The organism is Bacillus sp. S71, assembly GCF_016625265.1.
GTDB classification, from domain to species: Bacteria; Bacillota; Bacilli; order Bacillales; family Bacillaceae_G; genus Bacillus_A; species Bacillus_A cereus.
In genome coordinates this window covers 132,548-148,276 of sequence record NZ_JACVUW010000009.1, presented here as the reverse complement: position 1 = coordinate 148,276, position 15,729 = coordinate 132,548, and the positions used below count along the sequence as shown (strand labels likewise).

The window sequence follows — 15,729 nt, the reverse complement described above, 5'->3', positions numbered from 1 at the left end:
TTTTTTAGAAAATTTATATTTATCAATTTATATTTCTCCAAATTTTATGTATTATTAGAGTAATGGGGGTAATGAGAATGGAGGAGGACAATGCAACAAACATTAGAAAAAATAGGCAAACAAGTCTTTTATAAACGGCTCCAGCAAAAAATGACACAAGAAGAATTATGTCAGGGCATTTGTTCTGTCTCATACTTAAGTAAGATTGAAAATGGAAAGATCGAAGCATCAGAAGAAATTCTACAATTGCTCTGCACAAGACTAGAAATTGCCGTGACGGATTTGAGAGATGTAGAAGAAGATGTGAAGGGGAAGCTGGATGAATGGTTAAATGCACTAGTTCATTTAGACAAGCAACAAGTAGAACGTATATATGAAGAGTTGCAAGGTGAAATGAAGCATGTGTTGGATTTTGAAATTATAAATTATTATAAACTGCTGTATACACGTTATTTAATTATGAAAAGGGATTTTCCTGCTGTCGAAAAAGAGTTAGAGAGCTTAAAGAAGATGTACAAAAAGTATTCACCATTCCAAAAATTATTATATACGTATAGCAAAGGGTTATATTATTTTTTACAACATAGATATAAGAAGGCATTGGAGTATTTGACTCGAACAGAAGTAATGGCAAAGGAACAAGGTTATCATGAGAATGGAATATATTTCAATTTGGCTCTTGTTTATAATGAATTAGAAGTTGAACATATGACTTTACATTTTGCTAATGTAGCAATGGAAGGATTTAAGAATGAATATAAATTCCGTTATGTGATAAATTGCCAGTTACTTATTGCGTTGAGTTATATACAAAAAAAGCAATATAATGAAGCACTATCTATTTATAATAATATTTTGAGGGAAGCAAATTCTTTTGCTGATAAAGAAAGTATAACAGCTATTGCTTTAAATAATTTAGGCTTCTTGTACTATAACTTAAAAGATTATTCAAAAGCAAAAGATTATTATTTACAATGCCTAAAGTACAAAAAGGAAGAGGATTTAAATTATATTGATGCAGTGTATGAAATCGCTTTGCAGTGTATTGAATTAAAAGAATTTGAAGAAGCGAAAGATTGGATTAATAAAGGAATAGATGTTGCCAAGAGGGATGAAAAGTATAAAAGTATGCTATATATACTTTCAATGCTTAAGAATAAATACTTTGAAACGAAAGATGTTTATAAAAGATTTTTAGAAGTTGAGGCAATCCCATTTTTTAGAGGCGAAGAAAATAAAAAGGAATTAAAAATGGTGTATTTAGAACTAGCAGGATATCACGAGGAATTACTAGAATTTAAGGAAAGTAATAACTACTATAAATTAGCAATTAATTTATTAGAAGAAAAGGGAGGAAAATAATATGAAAAAAATAATTATTGGTGCTTTGGCTTTGGTAGCTGTATTAGTGGTATTGGAACCGCAATATGCTTGGACATCGGATATTTATGGTCAAGGAGAAAAAGTAGTAGAATTAATAAATTCTTAACAGAAACCCCTTTCCAATCGGAAGGGGGTTTTTCAATATTTGTTCCTCAAAATTCTACAAAACTTGAGAAATAAATTAATTGAATTTTTAGTATATTAATAGTGGAAACATAATGCTAATATGAAACTACTCTTTTTCAAAAAAATTTTTATTAGGGGGAAGGTTCATGAAAAAGAAAAGTTTAGCGTTAGTGTTAGCGACAGGAATGGCAGTTACAACGTTTGGAGGGACAGGCTCTGCATTTGCGGATTCTAAAAATGTACTCTCTACGAAGAAGTACAATGAGACAGTACAGTCACCTGAGTTTATTTCTGGTGATCTAACTGGAGCGACTGGTAAGAAAGCAGAATCTGTTGTGTTTGATTACTTAAACGCAGCAAAAGGTGATTACAAGCTAGGGGAAAAGAGTGCGCAAGATTCTTTCAAAGTGAAACAAGTGAAGAAAGATGCTGTAACTGATTCAACAGTAGTACGTATGCAACAAGTTTACGAAGGAGTACCTGTATGGGGTTCTACTCAAGTAGCTCACGTAAGTAAAGACGGTTCTTTAAAAGTATTGTCTGGAACAGTTGCACCTGATTTAGACAAGAAGGAAAAGTTGAAAAATAAAAATAAGATTGAAGGCGCAAAAGCGATTGAAATCGCACAGCAAGATTTAGGGGTAACACCGAAATATGAGGTAGAACCAAAAGCGGACTTATATGTATATCAAAATGGTGAAGAAACAACATATGCATACGTTGTAAATCTAAACTTCTTAGATCCAAGTCCAGGAAACTACTACTATTTCATTGAGGCAGACAGCGGTAAAGTATTAAATAAATATAATAAATTGGATCATGTAGCAAATGAAGATAAATCACCAATTAAGCAAGAGGCTCCTAAACAGGATGCGAAAGCAGTAGTAAAACCTGTAACAGGAACAAATAAAGTAGGAACTGGTAAAGGTGTATTAGGAGATACGAAATCACTCAATACAACATTATCTGGCTCATCTTACTACTTACAAGATAATACGCGCGGAGCAACGATTTTCACATATGATGCGAAAAATCGTACTACATTGCCAGGAACTTTATGGGTAGATGCAGATAATGTTTTCAATGCAGCGTATGATGCAGCGGCAGTAGATGCTCATTACTATGCAGGTAAAACATATGATTATTATAAAGCTACATTTAATAGAAACTCTATTAATGATGCAGGGGCACCGTTAAAATCAACAGTTCATTACGGAAGTAAGTATAATAATGCATTCTGGAACGGCTCACAAATGGTATACGGAGATGGAGATGGTGTAACATTCACTTCATTATCTGGTGGAATTGACGTAATTGGTCACGAATTAACGCATGCTGTTACGGAAAATAGCTCGGACTTAATTTATCAAAATGAATCAGGAGCGTTAAATGAAGCGATTTCTGATATCTTTGGTACTTTAGTAGAATTCTATGATAACCGTAACCCAGATTGGGAGATTGGTGAAGATATTTACACGCCTGGTAAAGCAGGAGATGCGCTTCGCTCTATGAGTGATCCAGCGAAATATGGTGACCCAGACCATTATTCTAAGCGTTACACTGGTACTAGTGATAACGGTGGGGTTCATACAAACAGTGGTATCATTAACAAACAAGCTTATTTATTAGCAAATGGTGGTACGCATTCGGGTGTAACTGTAACGGGCATTGGTAAAGATAAGTTAGGTGCGATTTACTACCGTGCAAATACACAATATTTCACGCAATCTACTACATTTAGCCAAGCTCGTGCTGGTGCAGTACAAGCTGCAGCTGATTTATATGGTGCGACTTCTGCGGAAGTAGCAGCAGTTAAGCAATCATTTAGTGCTGTTGGTATTAACTAAGGATTTAAAGGATAGCTATTAATAAGATACCTCAAAAATAAAGAAGGAGCATAGGCTCCTTCTTTATTTTTTTCTCCATTTTTTCCACAAATAGAACAATCCAATGCAACCTGCGATTGTCACAATCCACTTCGCTTCATTTGTTCCGTTCATGACTTGGTATGCCGAATATACTTCAATCAATAATGCCGGTATTTTACCTATTGTACTGGAAATACTGAAGGAGAGTAATGACATTTTCCCTAGAGCTGCAAATAAAGTCACGATACTTGATGGGATGAAAGGTATCAATCGAAACGATAGAACGAGTAGAAAGGCCTCTCTACCTTGTACATAAAGAAGACGCTCTACCTTTGGGTACTTATTTACTTTATCGTGAGTGAACTTTTGAAGGCCTATGCGGTAAATATAAAACGAGATAATAGCCCCTAAGGCCTCACCTACGATCGAAATGATTGTGCCATTTGTTACACCGAAGAGCTGTATATTAATGGCGGTTAAAAAGATGCTAGGAATAACGCCTAAAAGACTAATGATGATGTTAATTAAGATACTAAGTGGAATTGCGATTGAATAGTATTCTGTTAAGAAATTTTGAATCGTTTCAGCCATTGTTTAAAATCCTTTATCTTTTTTTGCATTACACCATATTTCGTTTGTATAGGCAAGGGTAAATTTACATAATGTAGAAAAACGTTGATAAGAAGGGGAGTTATACCTTATATGGGTATTGGGTATATAAAAATAGGGGTATTTTAAAATGTTTTGAAAAACACTATAAAAACCTTTTCGTGAAAGAGTTTTATAGTGATATTATCAGTGTTTTCATATGGGAAATAATCATAAAATATAGGGGGTATATATTATAAAAGTCGAAAAATAGAGGATTGATGAAATTGCGCGGATAAATATGGAAAAATAGATGAAAAAAATGAAAACTGATAGATTTTTTCGTTGTGAAATTGACTTTTAGTGAAGTTGCGATAATAATCATGAAAGAGGTGATATGATGAAACGAATAAGTAGTCTTTTCTTGAGTGGTTTATTGGCACTAATGCTGATCTTAAGTGGATGTGCAGGAAAAGAACAAAAAACAGAGAAACAAACAGGGAATCAATCGACATCAGTAGAAAAAATTAGTGATAATATTTTAGATGAAATGGAAGGGCCACCTAAAAATGGCCATACGATTGAAAGACATGTAGGCAAATCAGAAGAAGATTTGAAGAATCGCTTGAAGACAGATAAAGTATCAGCAGCAAGTACATACTATGACAAGGAAACAGCAACGAAAGCTGTAAAAGATAGTTTGAAGCAGCATGATAAGGAAATTCAAGACTGGTTAAAAAATTCTAAAGAGGCTCGTCTCGTACTAAATACAACACATTCATTCCCGGTTGGAAAAACGGTAATAAAGAAAAATATGAGTGTAAAAGACAAGTTGGTAAAAACTGTTACTGTTTTAGCAAGAGATAAGTCAGGAGAATTAGGGTTTAAGATTATTACTTCTTATCCATCTGATAAATAAGAAGGGGGAGTACATTATGTATACGACATTACAATACTTTCTTAAATCGTACTGTACGTTAAGTATTCATGAGGATGAAATAGTAAGCGTGATGGAAGAGTTTATTGAACAAGAAGACGAAGAAATTGTTTTGAAATTACGTGATGAATTAATAAATATGAAGAAAAAGAACGCGTGGGAAGAGGCGTGTGTATTAGCTGCGAAGCAAGGCAATCGTATGTGGTCTTTAGAAGAAACGAAGGACCATCTTGAAACTTTTTTACTATTACTGCAAAAGAAAAAGGCGTGATTAAATCACGCCTTTTTCTTTATGCTATTCGGTTGATATTATCTATTCTTTTGGAGCGCTTTTATATACGCTTTTTGAAATTTGTCCATTTGATATTACTGCCCCGTTTTGTGTTACTTTTTTATACGTAACCGCTGTGATTTTATCACTAGTCCTACTAATTACTTGAGAAGAAACTTCAACATTTTTACCAGTATTTGTACCGAAAATGCGTGTAGTAATACTACCTCCATTTGAAAATGCTTGAATATAAATATGATTGCCCGTATTATTTTTAAATTTTAAATCTGGACCATAATCTGCTACTGCTGCATCTTGCCCAAGTGGTAAATAATTTACCGGCATAGAATGATTGCTTCGAGAAACAATGCCTAAATCTGCCCTTAAAGCTGCGCTGTATAAAGTACTACTGACTTGGCAAACTCCTCCGCCTGCACTTTGTATTACTTTACCTTGTGAATATACTGCTGCAGATTTATAACCATGTGCAGCATCAGTTACGCCAACGCGGCCATTAAAACTAAATGTTTCATCAGGTGCGACAATAACCCCACTTAAAGTATTGGCTGACTTATTTACGTTAAATGATTGATTTCCGTTACGGCCAGCCATTGGCGTAGAATATTCAGCAATGACTTCTTTAATACCCATTTTCTGTATGTCTTCTGTAGAACGTTCTGGTTTTATAAATGTAACTGGCAATGTAACATCTGATTTACCAGTAGTAATAGCTTCGTTTGTTAAACCGTTTAGTTTCCCTTTATCAATTTTTTCTCCGTTTTGGCTTTGACTAACATTTACTGTTGAGCCTTCAATACTCAATTCTGCATTAACAGGATTTTTTAATGTTTCATTATATTTATCTTTTATAAAGGTTTCATAAGCTGTTGCATTTAATTGTGGTGTTAATTTATAGTCACGTTTTAATTCACCGTTTTCAGCTTGCTTACGCATTTTGTAACGATTCATTACGTTTCCTTCTTGTTCTTTGAAGATTTTGTCAATAATATCTTTTTCTTTATAATTTATCCCTAAATCTTTCCATGTGTAAGTTTGTTTATCGTTTTGGAATATGTAGGTAAGGGATTTTTGATCTAACTCAGTTACCTTTTGATTAATAATTGCTTGAATATCTTTCTTATTTTTTCCTTCGAGAGAAATACCTTCAAATGTAGTATTTGGTAATGCAGTAGTATCTAATTGATTATTTAATTTGGATACATATTTATATCCCCCAACACCGCCTACACAAAGTAATATGCCCCCAGCAATTGCAGAACCAATCAGTATTTTACTTAGCTTCATTTATTTCCCCCCAGAAATTTATGTATAAATATATGTATTACATTTTTTGTATAAAAATGATGAAAATAACATTATGTACGTACTAGTATACTATTATTTTCACTGTGTGTGTAATGTTTTCATAAAAAATGTTACATCGCTGTAATAATTGTCACTTATTGTCACAATGTGTATGAAAAATATGTTGAAAAATATAATAAAAAGGCTGTCTAGAAAGATCTAGCAGCCTTTTTATTATAATTTTTTATGTTCATTTTTATTCGTAACACCGAGATGTTTTTGAAGGGTAGTTGAAATAGTGTCGACGCTTTTTTCATTTGGAACGTAATAATAAATACCACCTATATATTTATCTGTACCTTCTACTTGCATTTTTTCCATCTTTAAATTTGAATCCATTGAATTTTTTGTAATTGTCATCATATCATCAAACGTTAAATTGGTTTTTAAATCCTTATCGACAGCGTCTAGTAGGCCACCGATTTTATTAATGGAATTAAGAGATAGTGCCTTTTCAGCAATGGCCTCTAATACAAGCTGTTGTCGTTGGCCACGCATATAATCACTATCGATATGACGAGTTCTAGCTAGCGCCAATGCTTCTTCTCCATTTAAATGTTGACGTCCTTTTTTAAGATGAATTGCATCTGCTTCATCTTTACTATTTTGCTCTGTGAACTCAACTGGAACGTCGACAGTAATACCACCAAGAGAATCAACAATTTTAATAAAGGATTTAAAGTTGAATTTTACATAGTAATCAACTGGAACATCTAAAAAGTTCTCTACCGTATCAATTGTGCTGTCTACACCACCGAATACGTGCGCATGTGTAATTTTATCGTATTTATCACGTGATTTAATGTAGACGCGTGAGTCACGTGGAATGCTTACAAGTTTAACGGATTTATCGTTTTTATTAATTGTTGCAAGTAATAACGCATCTGTTCGAGTCGCTTTTCCATAACCTTTTTCCCTAATTTCACTTTCATCAACACCCATAATAAGTACGGAAATGTTGTCGGTCATAGGTTTAACAGCTTTTTCACGTTTGCTGGACTTATCTCCTCGACCTAGTTCAGCATAAGCATTATTTAAGACGGACTTTGCTTTACTGTATATATGGAAGGAGTAGCCTCCTGCTCCAAGTGCTACAATTAGTAATGGAATAAGAAGGAACCAAAGTAGGCGTTTTTTCTTTGAGCGTCCTTTTTTGGCTCGCGTATTGTTGTTCGTGTCGGATTTCATCATTTTTTCTCCTTTAAAACTATCAAAGTGTATACATTTAGAAGTGTATTCAAACACATAAAAAATATTTTACGCTAAATAAAAGCGATTGTACATGTATAAAAAATAGATGTCTTGATTATTTATAAGACATCTATTCGTTATTGTATACAAAAGATAGGGATAAGAAAATGATAAAATTTTACCTAATTACAACATAATGCTTACGATAATTGCAGATAAAATGCTAACGAGAGTAGCTCCATATAGTAATTTAAGGCCAAACCTCGCGACAACGTTTCCTTGTTCCTCGTTTAGTCCTTTTACCGCACCTGAAATAATACCAATGGAAGAGAAATTGGCAAAAGACACAAGGAAAACAGAAATAATACCAACTGTACGGGGAGAAAGGCTATTAGAAATTTTACTGAGGTCCATCATGGCAACAAATTCATTCGTTACAAGCTTCGTTGCCATAATGCTGCCAGCTGCGACAATTTCAGAACTTGGTACACCGATAAGGAATGCGATAGGTGCAAATACATAGCCGATTAATTGTTGGAACGTAATACCGAATATAATGAGGAACAGGTCATTAATACAACTAATTAATGCGACGAATCCGATGAGCATAGCGCCGACAACAATGGCTACACGAAAACCATCAAGAATGTATTCTCCAAGCATTTCAAAAAAGCTCTGTTTTTCACCTTTGATTTCTAAAATATCTTCGTCATCTTTAACGTCGTAAGGGTTAATGATGAGTACGATAATAAAACCGCTAAATAAATTGAGAACGAGTGCAGTTACTACATATTTAGGTTCAATCATTGTCATATAGGCACCTACGATAGACATAGATACGGTTGACATAGCAGAGGCACAAAGTGTATAAAGACGGTGTTTTGGAATTTGAGCCAATTGCTTTTTCACTGTAATAAAAACTTCTGATTGGCCGACAATGGCAGAGGCGATAGCGTTGTAAGATTCTAATTTCCCAAGACCATTTATTTTACTAAGAAAGTACCCGATCCAATGAATAAAAAATGGTAGTATTTTGAAATGTTGTAATATACCAATTAAAACAGAAATAAAGACGATTGGTAATAATACATTAAGGAAAAATGGCATTTCACCTTTATTTGCAAGACCACCAAATACGAAATTTATTCCATCAGCAGCATACTCGAGTAGCTTGGTAAACAAACTGGAAATGATTCTAATTAGTATGAGGCCGACTTCTGTATTTAGTAGTAAATAGGTTAAAATTAACTGTATAATAAGCATGATAAAAATTGGTTTAAATTTAATATGCTTCTTATTATTGCTAGCAATATAAGCGAGCAAGAAAACAACAATTAGTCCGACGAAAAAAGTAATGAATTTCATGATAAGCCCCCTAAAAGAGATATTCTGCTATATATGTTTTTCATTTCAAGAGAGAATATGCATCTTTGGTAAAGAAAGGAATAGAGAGAGTATGAATATATGTAGAGTGCATCACGTTGCAATTATTTGTTCGAATTATGAGACGTCAAAGGATTTTTATACTAGAATATTAGGATTTAAAGAACTGAATGAAGTATATAGAAAGGAACGAGATTCTTATAAATTAGATTTATGTGTAGGAGAAGAGTATCAAATCGAATTATTTTCATTTCCAAATCCGCCTGAGCGCAAAAGTTTTCCAGAAGCAGCAGGTCTTAGACATTTAGCATTTGCTGTTACAAATATAGAAGAAGCTGTGAAGCATTTAAATCAATGTGGTGTTGAGACAGAATCGATCCGTATTGATGAAATAACGGAGAAGAAATTCGTCTTTTTCCAAGATCCCGATGGTTTACCTTTAGAATTGTATGAGGTTTGAAAATTGGTGGATTTTATATAGAGTTGCTTTCCAATAATTGAAGAAACTAAAGTGAAACTTCTTTTTAAAAGGAGGTGTAACTTTAGCTAAGAAAGCTAAAGGACATATGTGGATATTTTAAAATTATTGATGGTAGTCATTCTTATTGGGTTAACAGCATTTTTTGTGGCTGTTGAGTTTGCAATTATTAAGGTACGTAGCAGTCGTATTGATCAACTCGTTAGCGAAAAAAGACGAGGTGCACTGGCAGCTAAAAAGGTAACGTCAAATTTAGATGAATATTTATCGGCCTGCCAGCTAGGTATTACAATTACTGCTTTAGGGCTCGGGTGGTTAGGGGAACCAACTATTAAACACTTACTCGAGCCGTTGTTTTTAAAATTACAATTCTCACCTGCAATTTCCAGTACAGTTTCATTTATTATTGCCTTTGCAGTAATTACATTTTTACATGTTGTCATTGGGGAACTTGCTCCAAAGACATTTGCTATACAAAAAGCAGAACAAGTTAGCTTATTGTTATCGAAACCACTTATTTATTTTTACCGAGTTATGTATCCGTTTATTTGGGCTTTGAATGGTTCAGCGAGGGTTGTAACTGGTTTATTCGGATTACATCCAGCTTCTGAACATGAAGTAGCTCATTCAGAAGAAGAATTAAGGTTAATCTTATCTGAGAGCTATGAGAGCGGAGAGATTAACCAAAGGGAATTTAAATATGTAAATAATATTTTTGAATTTGATAATAGAGTAGCAAAAGAAATTATGGTACCTCGTACGGAAGTTGTAGGCTTATATGAGGACGAACCATTTGAAACACATATTAAAGTAATCGCACAAGAAAAGTACACGAGATATCCTGTATTTGGTGAAGATAAAGATGAAATTATTGGGATGGTTAATGTAAAAGATTTATTTATTCGTTATATGGATGGGAATCGGGACGAGGAGTGCTCGATTATGCCATATACAAGGCCAGTTATTGAAGTGCTAGAAAATATTCCAATTCATGATTTACTATTACAAATGCAAAGAAAACACATTCCATTAGCTGTATTGTATGATGAATATGGTGGTACAGCAGGGATTGTTACACTAGAAGATATTTTAGAAGAAATTGTTGGAGAAATTCGAGATGAATACGATGAAGATGAGAATCCACCTATAGAGCATGTAAGTGAAGGGTATAAAATCGTAGAGGGAAAAGTGCTTATTAGTGAAGTAAATGATTTGCTTGGCATACATTTAATTGCTGATGATGTAGATACAATTGGTGGCTGGATTATGGTACAAAAACAAATCGTTGCTGAAGGAGATGTTATTGAGAAACACGGTTTTTATTTTAAAGTCCTTGAAAAGGATATGCATCAAATTAAACGAGTGGAAATAAGGAAAGTAGAAGAATGATTTTCTATAAACTTTAATAAAAAGGATATACAGAAAAATAAATGTTTGCGCTTTCAAAAAAGGTGCTATATAGTGAAGGTGGATACTGAAAAATTCTTCTGAATGATACTCGTGTTTTTAGAGGGCGGATTTTTTGGATAAGGATTTAGAATGAAAAAGTATAGGTGATAAAAATGATAGCAATGAAGGATATACGTATAGAAAAAGATTTTTTAGGTGAAAAAGAAGTACCAAGTGCAGCTTATTATGGTGTACAAACATTACGTGCCGTAGAAAACTTCCCAATTACAGGATATCGCATTCATCCATCACTCATTACAGCAATGGCAATTGTGAAAAAAGCGGCGGCGCTTGCGAATATAGATACTGGTTACTTAGCTAAAGACATTGGATATGAAATTGCAGAAGCAGCGCAAGAAATTGTTGATGGAAAGTTTCATGATCAATTTATCGTGGATCCTATTCAAGGCGGAGCCGGAACTTCTATTAATATGAATACAAATGAAGTAATTGCGAATAGAGCGTTAGAACGTATGGGATATGAAAAAGGGGCGTATGCGAAAATTAGCCCAAACACTCATGTGAACATGGCCCAATCAACGAACGATGCGTTTCCAACAGGGATTCATATTGCAACTCTTATGATGTTAGAAAAGCTTCTTATTACAATGGAAGAACTTCATTCTGCTTTTCGTAAAAAAGCAAAAGAGTTTGATCACGTTATTAAAATGGGACGCACACATTTACAAGATGCAGTTCCAATTCGCCTTGGGCAAGAATTTGAAGCGTATAGCCGAGTGCTTGCGCGTGATATAAAAAGAATTAAACAGTCTCGTCAACATTTATATGAAGTGAATATGGGGGCGACAGCTGTTGGTACAGGATTAAATGCAAATCCTACGTATATTGAACAAGTAGTAAAACATTTAAGAACGTTTAGTGGATTCCCACTTGTTGGTGCAGAGCATTTAGTTGATGCAACGCAAAATACAGATGCATACACAGAAGTATCTGCAGCACTTAAAGTATGTATGATGAACATGTCTAAAATTGCAAACGATCTTCGTATTATGGCGTCTGGTCCACGTGTTGGGTTAGCTGAAATTCAATTGCCAGCACGTCAGCCGGGTTCATCGATTATGCCAGGTAAAGTAAATCCAGTTATGGCAGAAGTGATTAACCAAGTCGCATTCCAAGTAATCGGAAACGATCATACAATTTGCTTAGCATCAGAAGCAGGACAATTAGAGTTAAACGTAATGGAGCCTGTGCTTGTATTTAATTTAATTCAATCTATAAGTATTATGAATAATGGATTCCGTGTATTCCGTGAATATTGTATTGAAGGAATTACAGCAAATGAAGAATTGCTGAAGCAATATGTTGAGAAAAGTGTTGGAATTATTACAGCAGTTAATCCTCATATTGGTTATGAAGCAGCATCTCGTATTGCACGTGAAGCAATTGAAACAGGAAAATCTGTTAGGGAGTTATGTTTAGAACATGGTGTACTGACAGAAGAGGAATTGGATATTATTTTAGATCCATTCGAAATGACTCACCCTGAAATTGCTGGAGCTTCTTTATTAAAAAATAAAAAAATGTAATGTGAAAAACACCGATCCATTTGGATCGGTGTTTTATTTTTAAAAGATATTAAATACAGCGTTTAATTGAAGTAAGCTAATAACAGCTAAGAAGATTAAACTGTATTTCATTGCTGTTTTAAATAGAGCAGATTCTTTCCCAACTAGTCCAACTGCGGCACAAGCAACTGCTACAGATTGTGGTGAAACCATTTTTGCCATTGTACCACCTACTACGTTTAAGGCAACGAGTGTAGAAGGAACGATGTTTAACTGGTCTGCTGTTACTGCTTGAAGTGGTGCGAATAAAGAACCACTTGAAACTACTGAACCTGTAATGAATACGCCAATCCATCCTAAGATTGGAGAAAGAACTGGGAATGCATTACCAGTAGAAGAGAATGCAAGTCCAAGTGTAGACGACATACCAGAGTAGTTCTCTACGTAAGCTAAAGCGATAACGCTACAAATTGTATATACTGGAGCTTTTAATTCTTTCATTGTTTCAATCATTAATTCTTTAACCATTTTACCTTTTACGCGGTAAACGATAAGTGAAACGATAATTGCTAGTACAATCGCAGTAGTTGTAGAAGAGAATACATCGAATTTGAAAACAGCTGCGAAAGGTGTATCAGCTTTTGTAATTGGTGTAGTTTTCATAACAGCATTATGAAGACCAGGGAACTGAATGTTAAATACTAAGTTTGCTAACGCACCATCTGGAGCAAATAAAGCTTTAATCGGTTTTAAGTTAAAGATTGTTACAAATGCAGTTAAGAATACGAATGGAGACCAAGCATATAAAATTTGATTGAATGTATGTGATACTTTAGTTTCTTGTTTTTCTTCTTTAGTAGAAGATTTTGGTTGCCAAACACGTAAGAATAATGCAAGAGCAATCATACTTACAACGGCTGCGAAAATGTTAGTAAGTTCTGCACCTAAGAAGTAAGTTACAAGGAACTGAGTAATTGCGAAAGAAACACCACTTACAAGAATACCTTGCCAAGTTTCTTTAATACCTTTAATTCCATCGACCATTGAAACAAGTAAGAAAGGTAAGATGATACTAATGAAAGGTAAAATAAGAACAGTTTGACGACCGATAGTTAATGCGTCAAGTTCAGTTAATTGTGCTGGTACTGTAACTGGAATACCCATAGCACCCATAGCACCACCAGCGATATTAGCTACTAAACAAATACCTGCTGCTTTTAATGGGTTAAATCCCATACCTACAAGTAGTGCAGCTGTAATAGCAACTGGAACCCCTAAACCAGCTGCGCCTTCTAAGAAAGCACCGAAAGAATAAGCGATTAATAACACTTGTAAACGTTGATCATTTGTAATGCTTGAAATACTATCGCGAATAATATTGAATTGCTCTGTTTTAACAGTTAATTTGTAAAGGAAAATTGCAGCGATAACGATAGTACAAATTGGATAAAATCCAGATAAAACACCGAACCCGGCAGATGCTACAGCTACTGTTGCTGGCATTTTATAAACAAATATTGCAAGGATAATAGCGACAATCACACTATAAAGACCAGCCATGTAACTTTTCATTTTGAATCCCATTAAACAAATGATGAAACAAAAGATTGGAAGTGCTGCGATTAGTGCAGATAACCAAATATTGTTTAATGGGTCATAAATTTGTGTCCAAGTACTCATAATAATGACAACTCCTATCTATTATATGTGAAGAAATTCACATTATTTGTGAAACTATTCACAATCAACTTACATGCTTAGTATATTCTCCTTCAACACTATTGTCAACGTAAAAAAGTATAATTATTCCATAATAGTGTTAAAAGAAAAGCTTTGTTCATAAAGTAGACAAAAAACACACTCAAATGAATTTAAGTGTGCTGTATAAGTTATTTGCATATTATTTTGCTTATTCAGATGGCATGTTCCTTATAGGCGTATATTAGATGCCATCTTTTATATCGAGTATAAAGTTTGATATATGAACTGATCTGTCCTGTTTGATCTAGTGAGGGAGGAATGGTGAGTGGATTTAATAGGAAGTTTTGCACAACAGTCCAACCGCTTGCAATACGAATAAAAAATTAGAAACAAATTTTTAATACCACATCATCTCTTTTTACTGAAAATTCCTTTTAGCGTAACAAAGAGGTTAAGTATAGTTCAGCTACATTACGATAGGTTATCAATTATAGACGGTATTTTACAATACCGTTACTGTGCATTTCAATGAGGTGAAAATATAACAAAAAGCCTGATAAAACAACGTTTGCAAGCAAAGTATTCGTAGGCCATTATTTTGCTTTTTCGTTATATCATATAGTATAATATTCAAAATCAACAAGGATTTTTTCCTGAATTTTTGTTGATGAAAATGGAAAAATTTTTCGGCTTTATAGGTTGATAAAGTTATGTCGTAACAGGAAATATAAGAACAGATATATAAATAAATAAAAAGAACATAAAAACGCAAATAAAAACGAAAATGAGGGGAACTTTATGAGCCAAAATCAATTCGAATGTCGTATTTCAGAAGAAGATGTACAAATGTTAAGAGCGTTAGCTCACCCACTTCGTCTACGTCTAGTAATGGAACTTATGCAAAGAGGAACATGTAATGTAACACAACTACAGGAAGTATTAGAAATTCCGCAATCAACGGTTTCACAACATTTAACGAAGTTAAAGCAAAATAAAGTAGTGCGCTTTGAAAGACGAGGATTAGAAGTGTATTACCAAATCCATAATGATAAAGTAAGTGCGGTAGTAAAAACATTATTTTCTTAAAATTTGAATATTATGGAAAAAGACGTGTAGAATATACGTCTTTTTTTATTTGTCAGAAAGGTAGCGAGAGAGTAAATATTAGCATGTGAGGAAGAAATGACTATCAATCAACATGCTGCTTTACGGAATATATTCTAAAAGGAAAAGAAAAAATAGAAAGGAGTGTAGTAAGCAAAAGGAGGGATATTAGTATGGATGTGAAACGTGTGAAACAAATCTTATCTTCTTCAAGTAGAATTGACGTTACATATGAGGGCGTACCAGTATGGATTGAGAGCTGTGATGAGCAGAAGGGGAGTGCTCAAGTGTATGATGTATCTAATCCTGGTGAGAGCGTTCATGTGGACGTGACAGCTTTAGAGGAGAAATAATAAAAA

At 34.0% G+C, this 15,729-nt stretch carries 15 protein-coding genes; 10 read left to right on the top strand and 5 right to left on the bottom strand.

Annotated features, from left to right (window positions below):
* The first annotated feature begins 90 nt into the window (after positions 1-90).
* The 3 genes from IBT51_RS19555 to IBT51_RS19545 all read left to right on the top strand — a co-directional run bounded on the left by IBT51_RS19555 (position 91) and on the right by IBT51_RS19545 (position 3,356).
* Positions 91-1,362, top strand: a complete 1,272-nt coding sequence (locus tag IBT51_RS19555; RefSeq protein ID WP_053565271.1) for a helix-turn-helix domain-containing protein — start codon at positions 91-93, stop codon at positions 1,360-1,362.
* Between the two features lies 1 nt (position 1,363).
* Positions 1,364-1,489 (top strand): NprX family peptide pheromone, encoded by a 126-nt coding sequence (locus IBT51_RS19550; protein ID WP_000720172.1) that lies wholly within the window; start codon positions 1,364-1,366, stop codon positions 1,487-1,489.
* A gap of 166 nt (positions 1,490-1,655) precedes the next feature.
* Positions 1,656-3,356 (top strand): M4 family metallopeptidase, encoded by a 1,701-nt coding sequence (locus tag IBT51_RS19545; protein ID WP_000730376.1) that lies wholly within the window; start codon positions 1,656-1,658, stop codon positions 3,354-3,356.
* Between the two features lie 63 nt (positions 3,357-3,419).
* Here IBT51_RS19545 and IBT51_RS19540 read toward each other — a convergent pair whose 3' ends face one another.
* Positions 3,420-3,968 carry a TVP38/TMEM64 family protein gene (locus tag IBT51_RS19540; RefSeq protein WP_200458541.1) on the bottom strand — a complete coding sequence of 183 codons (549 nt, stop codon included), beginning with the start codon at positions 3,966-3,968 and terminating at the stop codon, positions 3,420-3,422.
* 397 nt (positions 3,969-4,365) lie between these two features.
* Here IBT51_RS19540 and IBT51_RS19535 point away from each other — a divergent pair, with 397 nt between their 5' ends.
* Positions 4,366-4,884 carry an RNase A-like domain-containing lipoprotein gene (locus tag IBT51_RS19535; protein WP_000822706.1) on the top strand — a complete coding sequence of 173 codons (519 nt, stop codon included), beginning with the start codon at positions 4,366-4,368 and terminating at the stop codon, positions 4,882-4,884.
* Positions 4,885-4,900: 16 nt separating this feature from the next.
* Entirely contained in the window at positions 4,901-5,173 is a 273-nt protein-coding gene (locus IBT51_RS19530; protein ID WP_000288803.1) for a hypothetical protein, read from the top strand.
* A 42-nt stretch (positions 5,174-5,215) separates the two neighbouring features.
* On the opposite strand, the gene IBT51_RS19525 is transcribed toward IBT51_RS19530, so the two are convergent.
* The 3 genes from IBT51_RS19525 to IBT51_RS19515 all read right to left on the bottom strand — a co-directional run bounded on the left by IBT51_RS19525 (position 5,216) and on the right by IBT51_RS19515 (position 9,094).
* On the bottom strand, positions 5,216-6,478 hold the full coding sequence (locus tag IBT51_RS19525; RefSeq protein WP_088022945.1) for a VanW family protein: 1,263 nt from the start codon (positions 6,476-6,478) through the stop codon (positions 5,216-5,218).
* Positions 6,479-6,712: 234 nt separating this feature from the next.
* Positions 6,713-7,729 (bottom strand): LCP family protein, encoded by a 1,017-nt coding sequence (locus IBT51_RS19520; RefSeq protein WP_002153524.1) that lies wholly within the window; start codon positions 7,727-7,729, stop codon positions 6,713-6,715.
* Between the two features lie 186 nt (positions 7,730-7,915).
* The gene (locus tag IBT51_RS19515) at positions 7,916-9,094 is read right to left on the bottom strand and encodes a NupC/NupG family nucleoside CNT transporter (RefSeq protein WP_000668875.1); all 1,179 of its coding nucleotides are present in this window, start codon (positions 9,092-9,094) and stop codon (positions 7,916-7,918) included.
* 91 nt (positions 9,095-9,185) lie between these two features.
* Here IBT51_RS19515 and gloA2 point away from each other — a divergent pair, with 91 nt between their 5' ends.
* The 3 genes from gloA2 to aspA all read left to right on the top strand — a co-directional run bounded on the left by gloA2 (position 9,186) and on the right by aspA (position 12,586).
* Complete coding sequence (gloA2, locus tag IBT51_RS19510) at positions 9,186-9,572, top strand: SMU1112c/YaeR family gloxylase I-like metalloprotein (RefSeq protein WP_001017676.1); 387 nt, start codon at positions 9,186-9,188, stop codon at positions 9,570-9,572.
* Between the two features lie 108 nt (positions 9,573-9,680).
* Complete coding sequence (locus IBT51_RS19505) at positions 9,681-10,979, top strand: hemolysin family protein (protein ID WP_000353320.1); 1,299 nt, start codon at positions 9,681-9,683, stop codon at positions 10,977-10,979.
* A 173-nt stretch (positions 10,980-11,152) separates the two neighbouring features.
* The gene (aspA, locus tag IBT51_RS19500) at positions 11,153-12,586 is read left to right on the top strand and encodes an aspartate ammonia-lyase (protein ID WP_200458540.1); all 1,434 of its coding nucleotides are present in this window, start codon (positions 11,153-11,155) and stop codon (positions 12,584-12,586) included.
* Positions 12,587-12,625: 39 nt separating this feature from the next.
* On the opposite strand, the gene IBT51_RS19495 is transcribed toward aspA, so the two are convergent.
* A complete protein-coding gene (locus IBT51_RS19495; RefSeq protein WP_016083562.1) occupies positions 12,626-14,245 on the bottom strand; it encodes an L-lactate permease in 1,620 nt (539 codons plus the stop codon).
* A gap of 819 nt (positions 14,246-15,064) precedes the next feature.
* Here IBT51_RS19495 and IBT51_RS19490 point away from each other — a divergent pair.
* Both IBT51_RS19490 and IBT51_RS19485 read left to right on the top strand, forming a co-directional pair.
* Complete coding sequence (locus IBT51_RS19490) at positions 15,065-15,352, top strand: ArsR/SmtB family transcription factor (RefSeq protein WP_000081428.1); 288 nt, start codon at positions 15,065-15,067, stop codon at positions 15,350-15,352.
* Between the two features lie 191 nt (positions 15,353-15,543).
* Complete coding sequence (locus IBT51_RS19485) at positions 15,544-15,723, top strand: acid-soluble spore protein H (protein WP_000382679.1); 180 nt, start codon at positions 15,544-15,546, stop codon at positions 15,721-15,723.
* The last annotated feature ends 6 nt before the right edge of the window (positions 15,724-15,729 follow it).

Coding starts and splice junctions, on each gene's coding strand:
- IBT51_RS19555 (WP_053565271.1), top strand. CDS start 91: ATGCAACAAACATTAGAAAAAATAGGCAAACAAGTCTTTTATAAACGG.
- IBT51_RS19550 (WP_000720172.1), top strand. CDS start 1,364: ATGAAAAAAATAATTATTGGTGCTTTGGCTTTGGTAGCTGTATTAGTG.
- IBT51_RS19545 (WP_000730376.1), top strand. CDS start 1,656: ATGAAAAAGAAAAGTTTAGCGTTAGTGTTAGCGACAGGAATGGCAGTT.
- IBT51_RS19540 (WP_200458541.1), bottom strand. CDS start 3,968: ATGGCTGAAACGATTCAAAATTTCTTAACAGAATACTATTCAATCGCA.
- IBT51_RS19535 (WP_000822706.1), top strand. CDS start 4,366: ATGAAACGAATAAGTAGTCTTTTCTTGAGTGGTTTATTGGCACTAATG.
- IBT51_RS19530 (WP_000288803.1), top strand. CDS start 4,901: ATGTATACGACATTACAATACTTTCTTAAATCGTACTGTACGTTAAGT.
- IBT51_RS19525 (WP_088022945.1), bottom strand. CDS start 6,478: ATGAAGCTAAGTAAAATACTGATTGGTTCTGCAATTGCTGGGGGCATA.
- IBT51_RS19520 (WP_002153524.1), bottom strand. CDS start 7,729: ATGATGAAATCCGACACGAACAACAATACGCGAGCCAAAAAAGGACGC.
- IBT51_RS19515 (WP_000668875.1), bottom strand. CDS start 9,094: ATGAAATTCATTACTTTTTTCGTCGGACTAATTGTTGTTTTCTTGCTC.
- gloA2 (WP_001017676.1), top strand. CDS start 9,186: ATGAATATATGTAGAGTGCATCACGTTGCAATTATTTGTTCGAATTAT.
- aspA (WP_200458540.1), top strand. CDS start 11,153: ATGATAGCAATGAAGGATATACGTATAGAAAAAGATTTTTTAGGTGAA.
- IBT51_RS19495 (WP_016083562.1), bottom strand. CDS start 14,245: ATGAGTACTTGGACACAAATTTATGACCCATTAAACAATATTTGGTTA.
- IBT51_RS19490 (WP_000081428.1), top strand. CDS start 15,065: ATGAGCCAAAATCAATTCGAATGTCGTATTTCAGAAGAAGATGTACAA.
- IBT51_RS19485 (WP_000382679.1), top strand. CDS start 15,544: ATGGATGTGAAACGTGTGAAACAAATCTTATCTTCTTCAAGTAGAATT.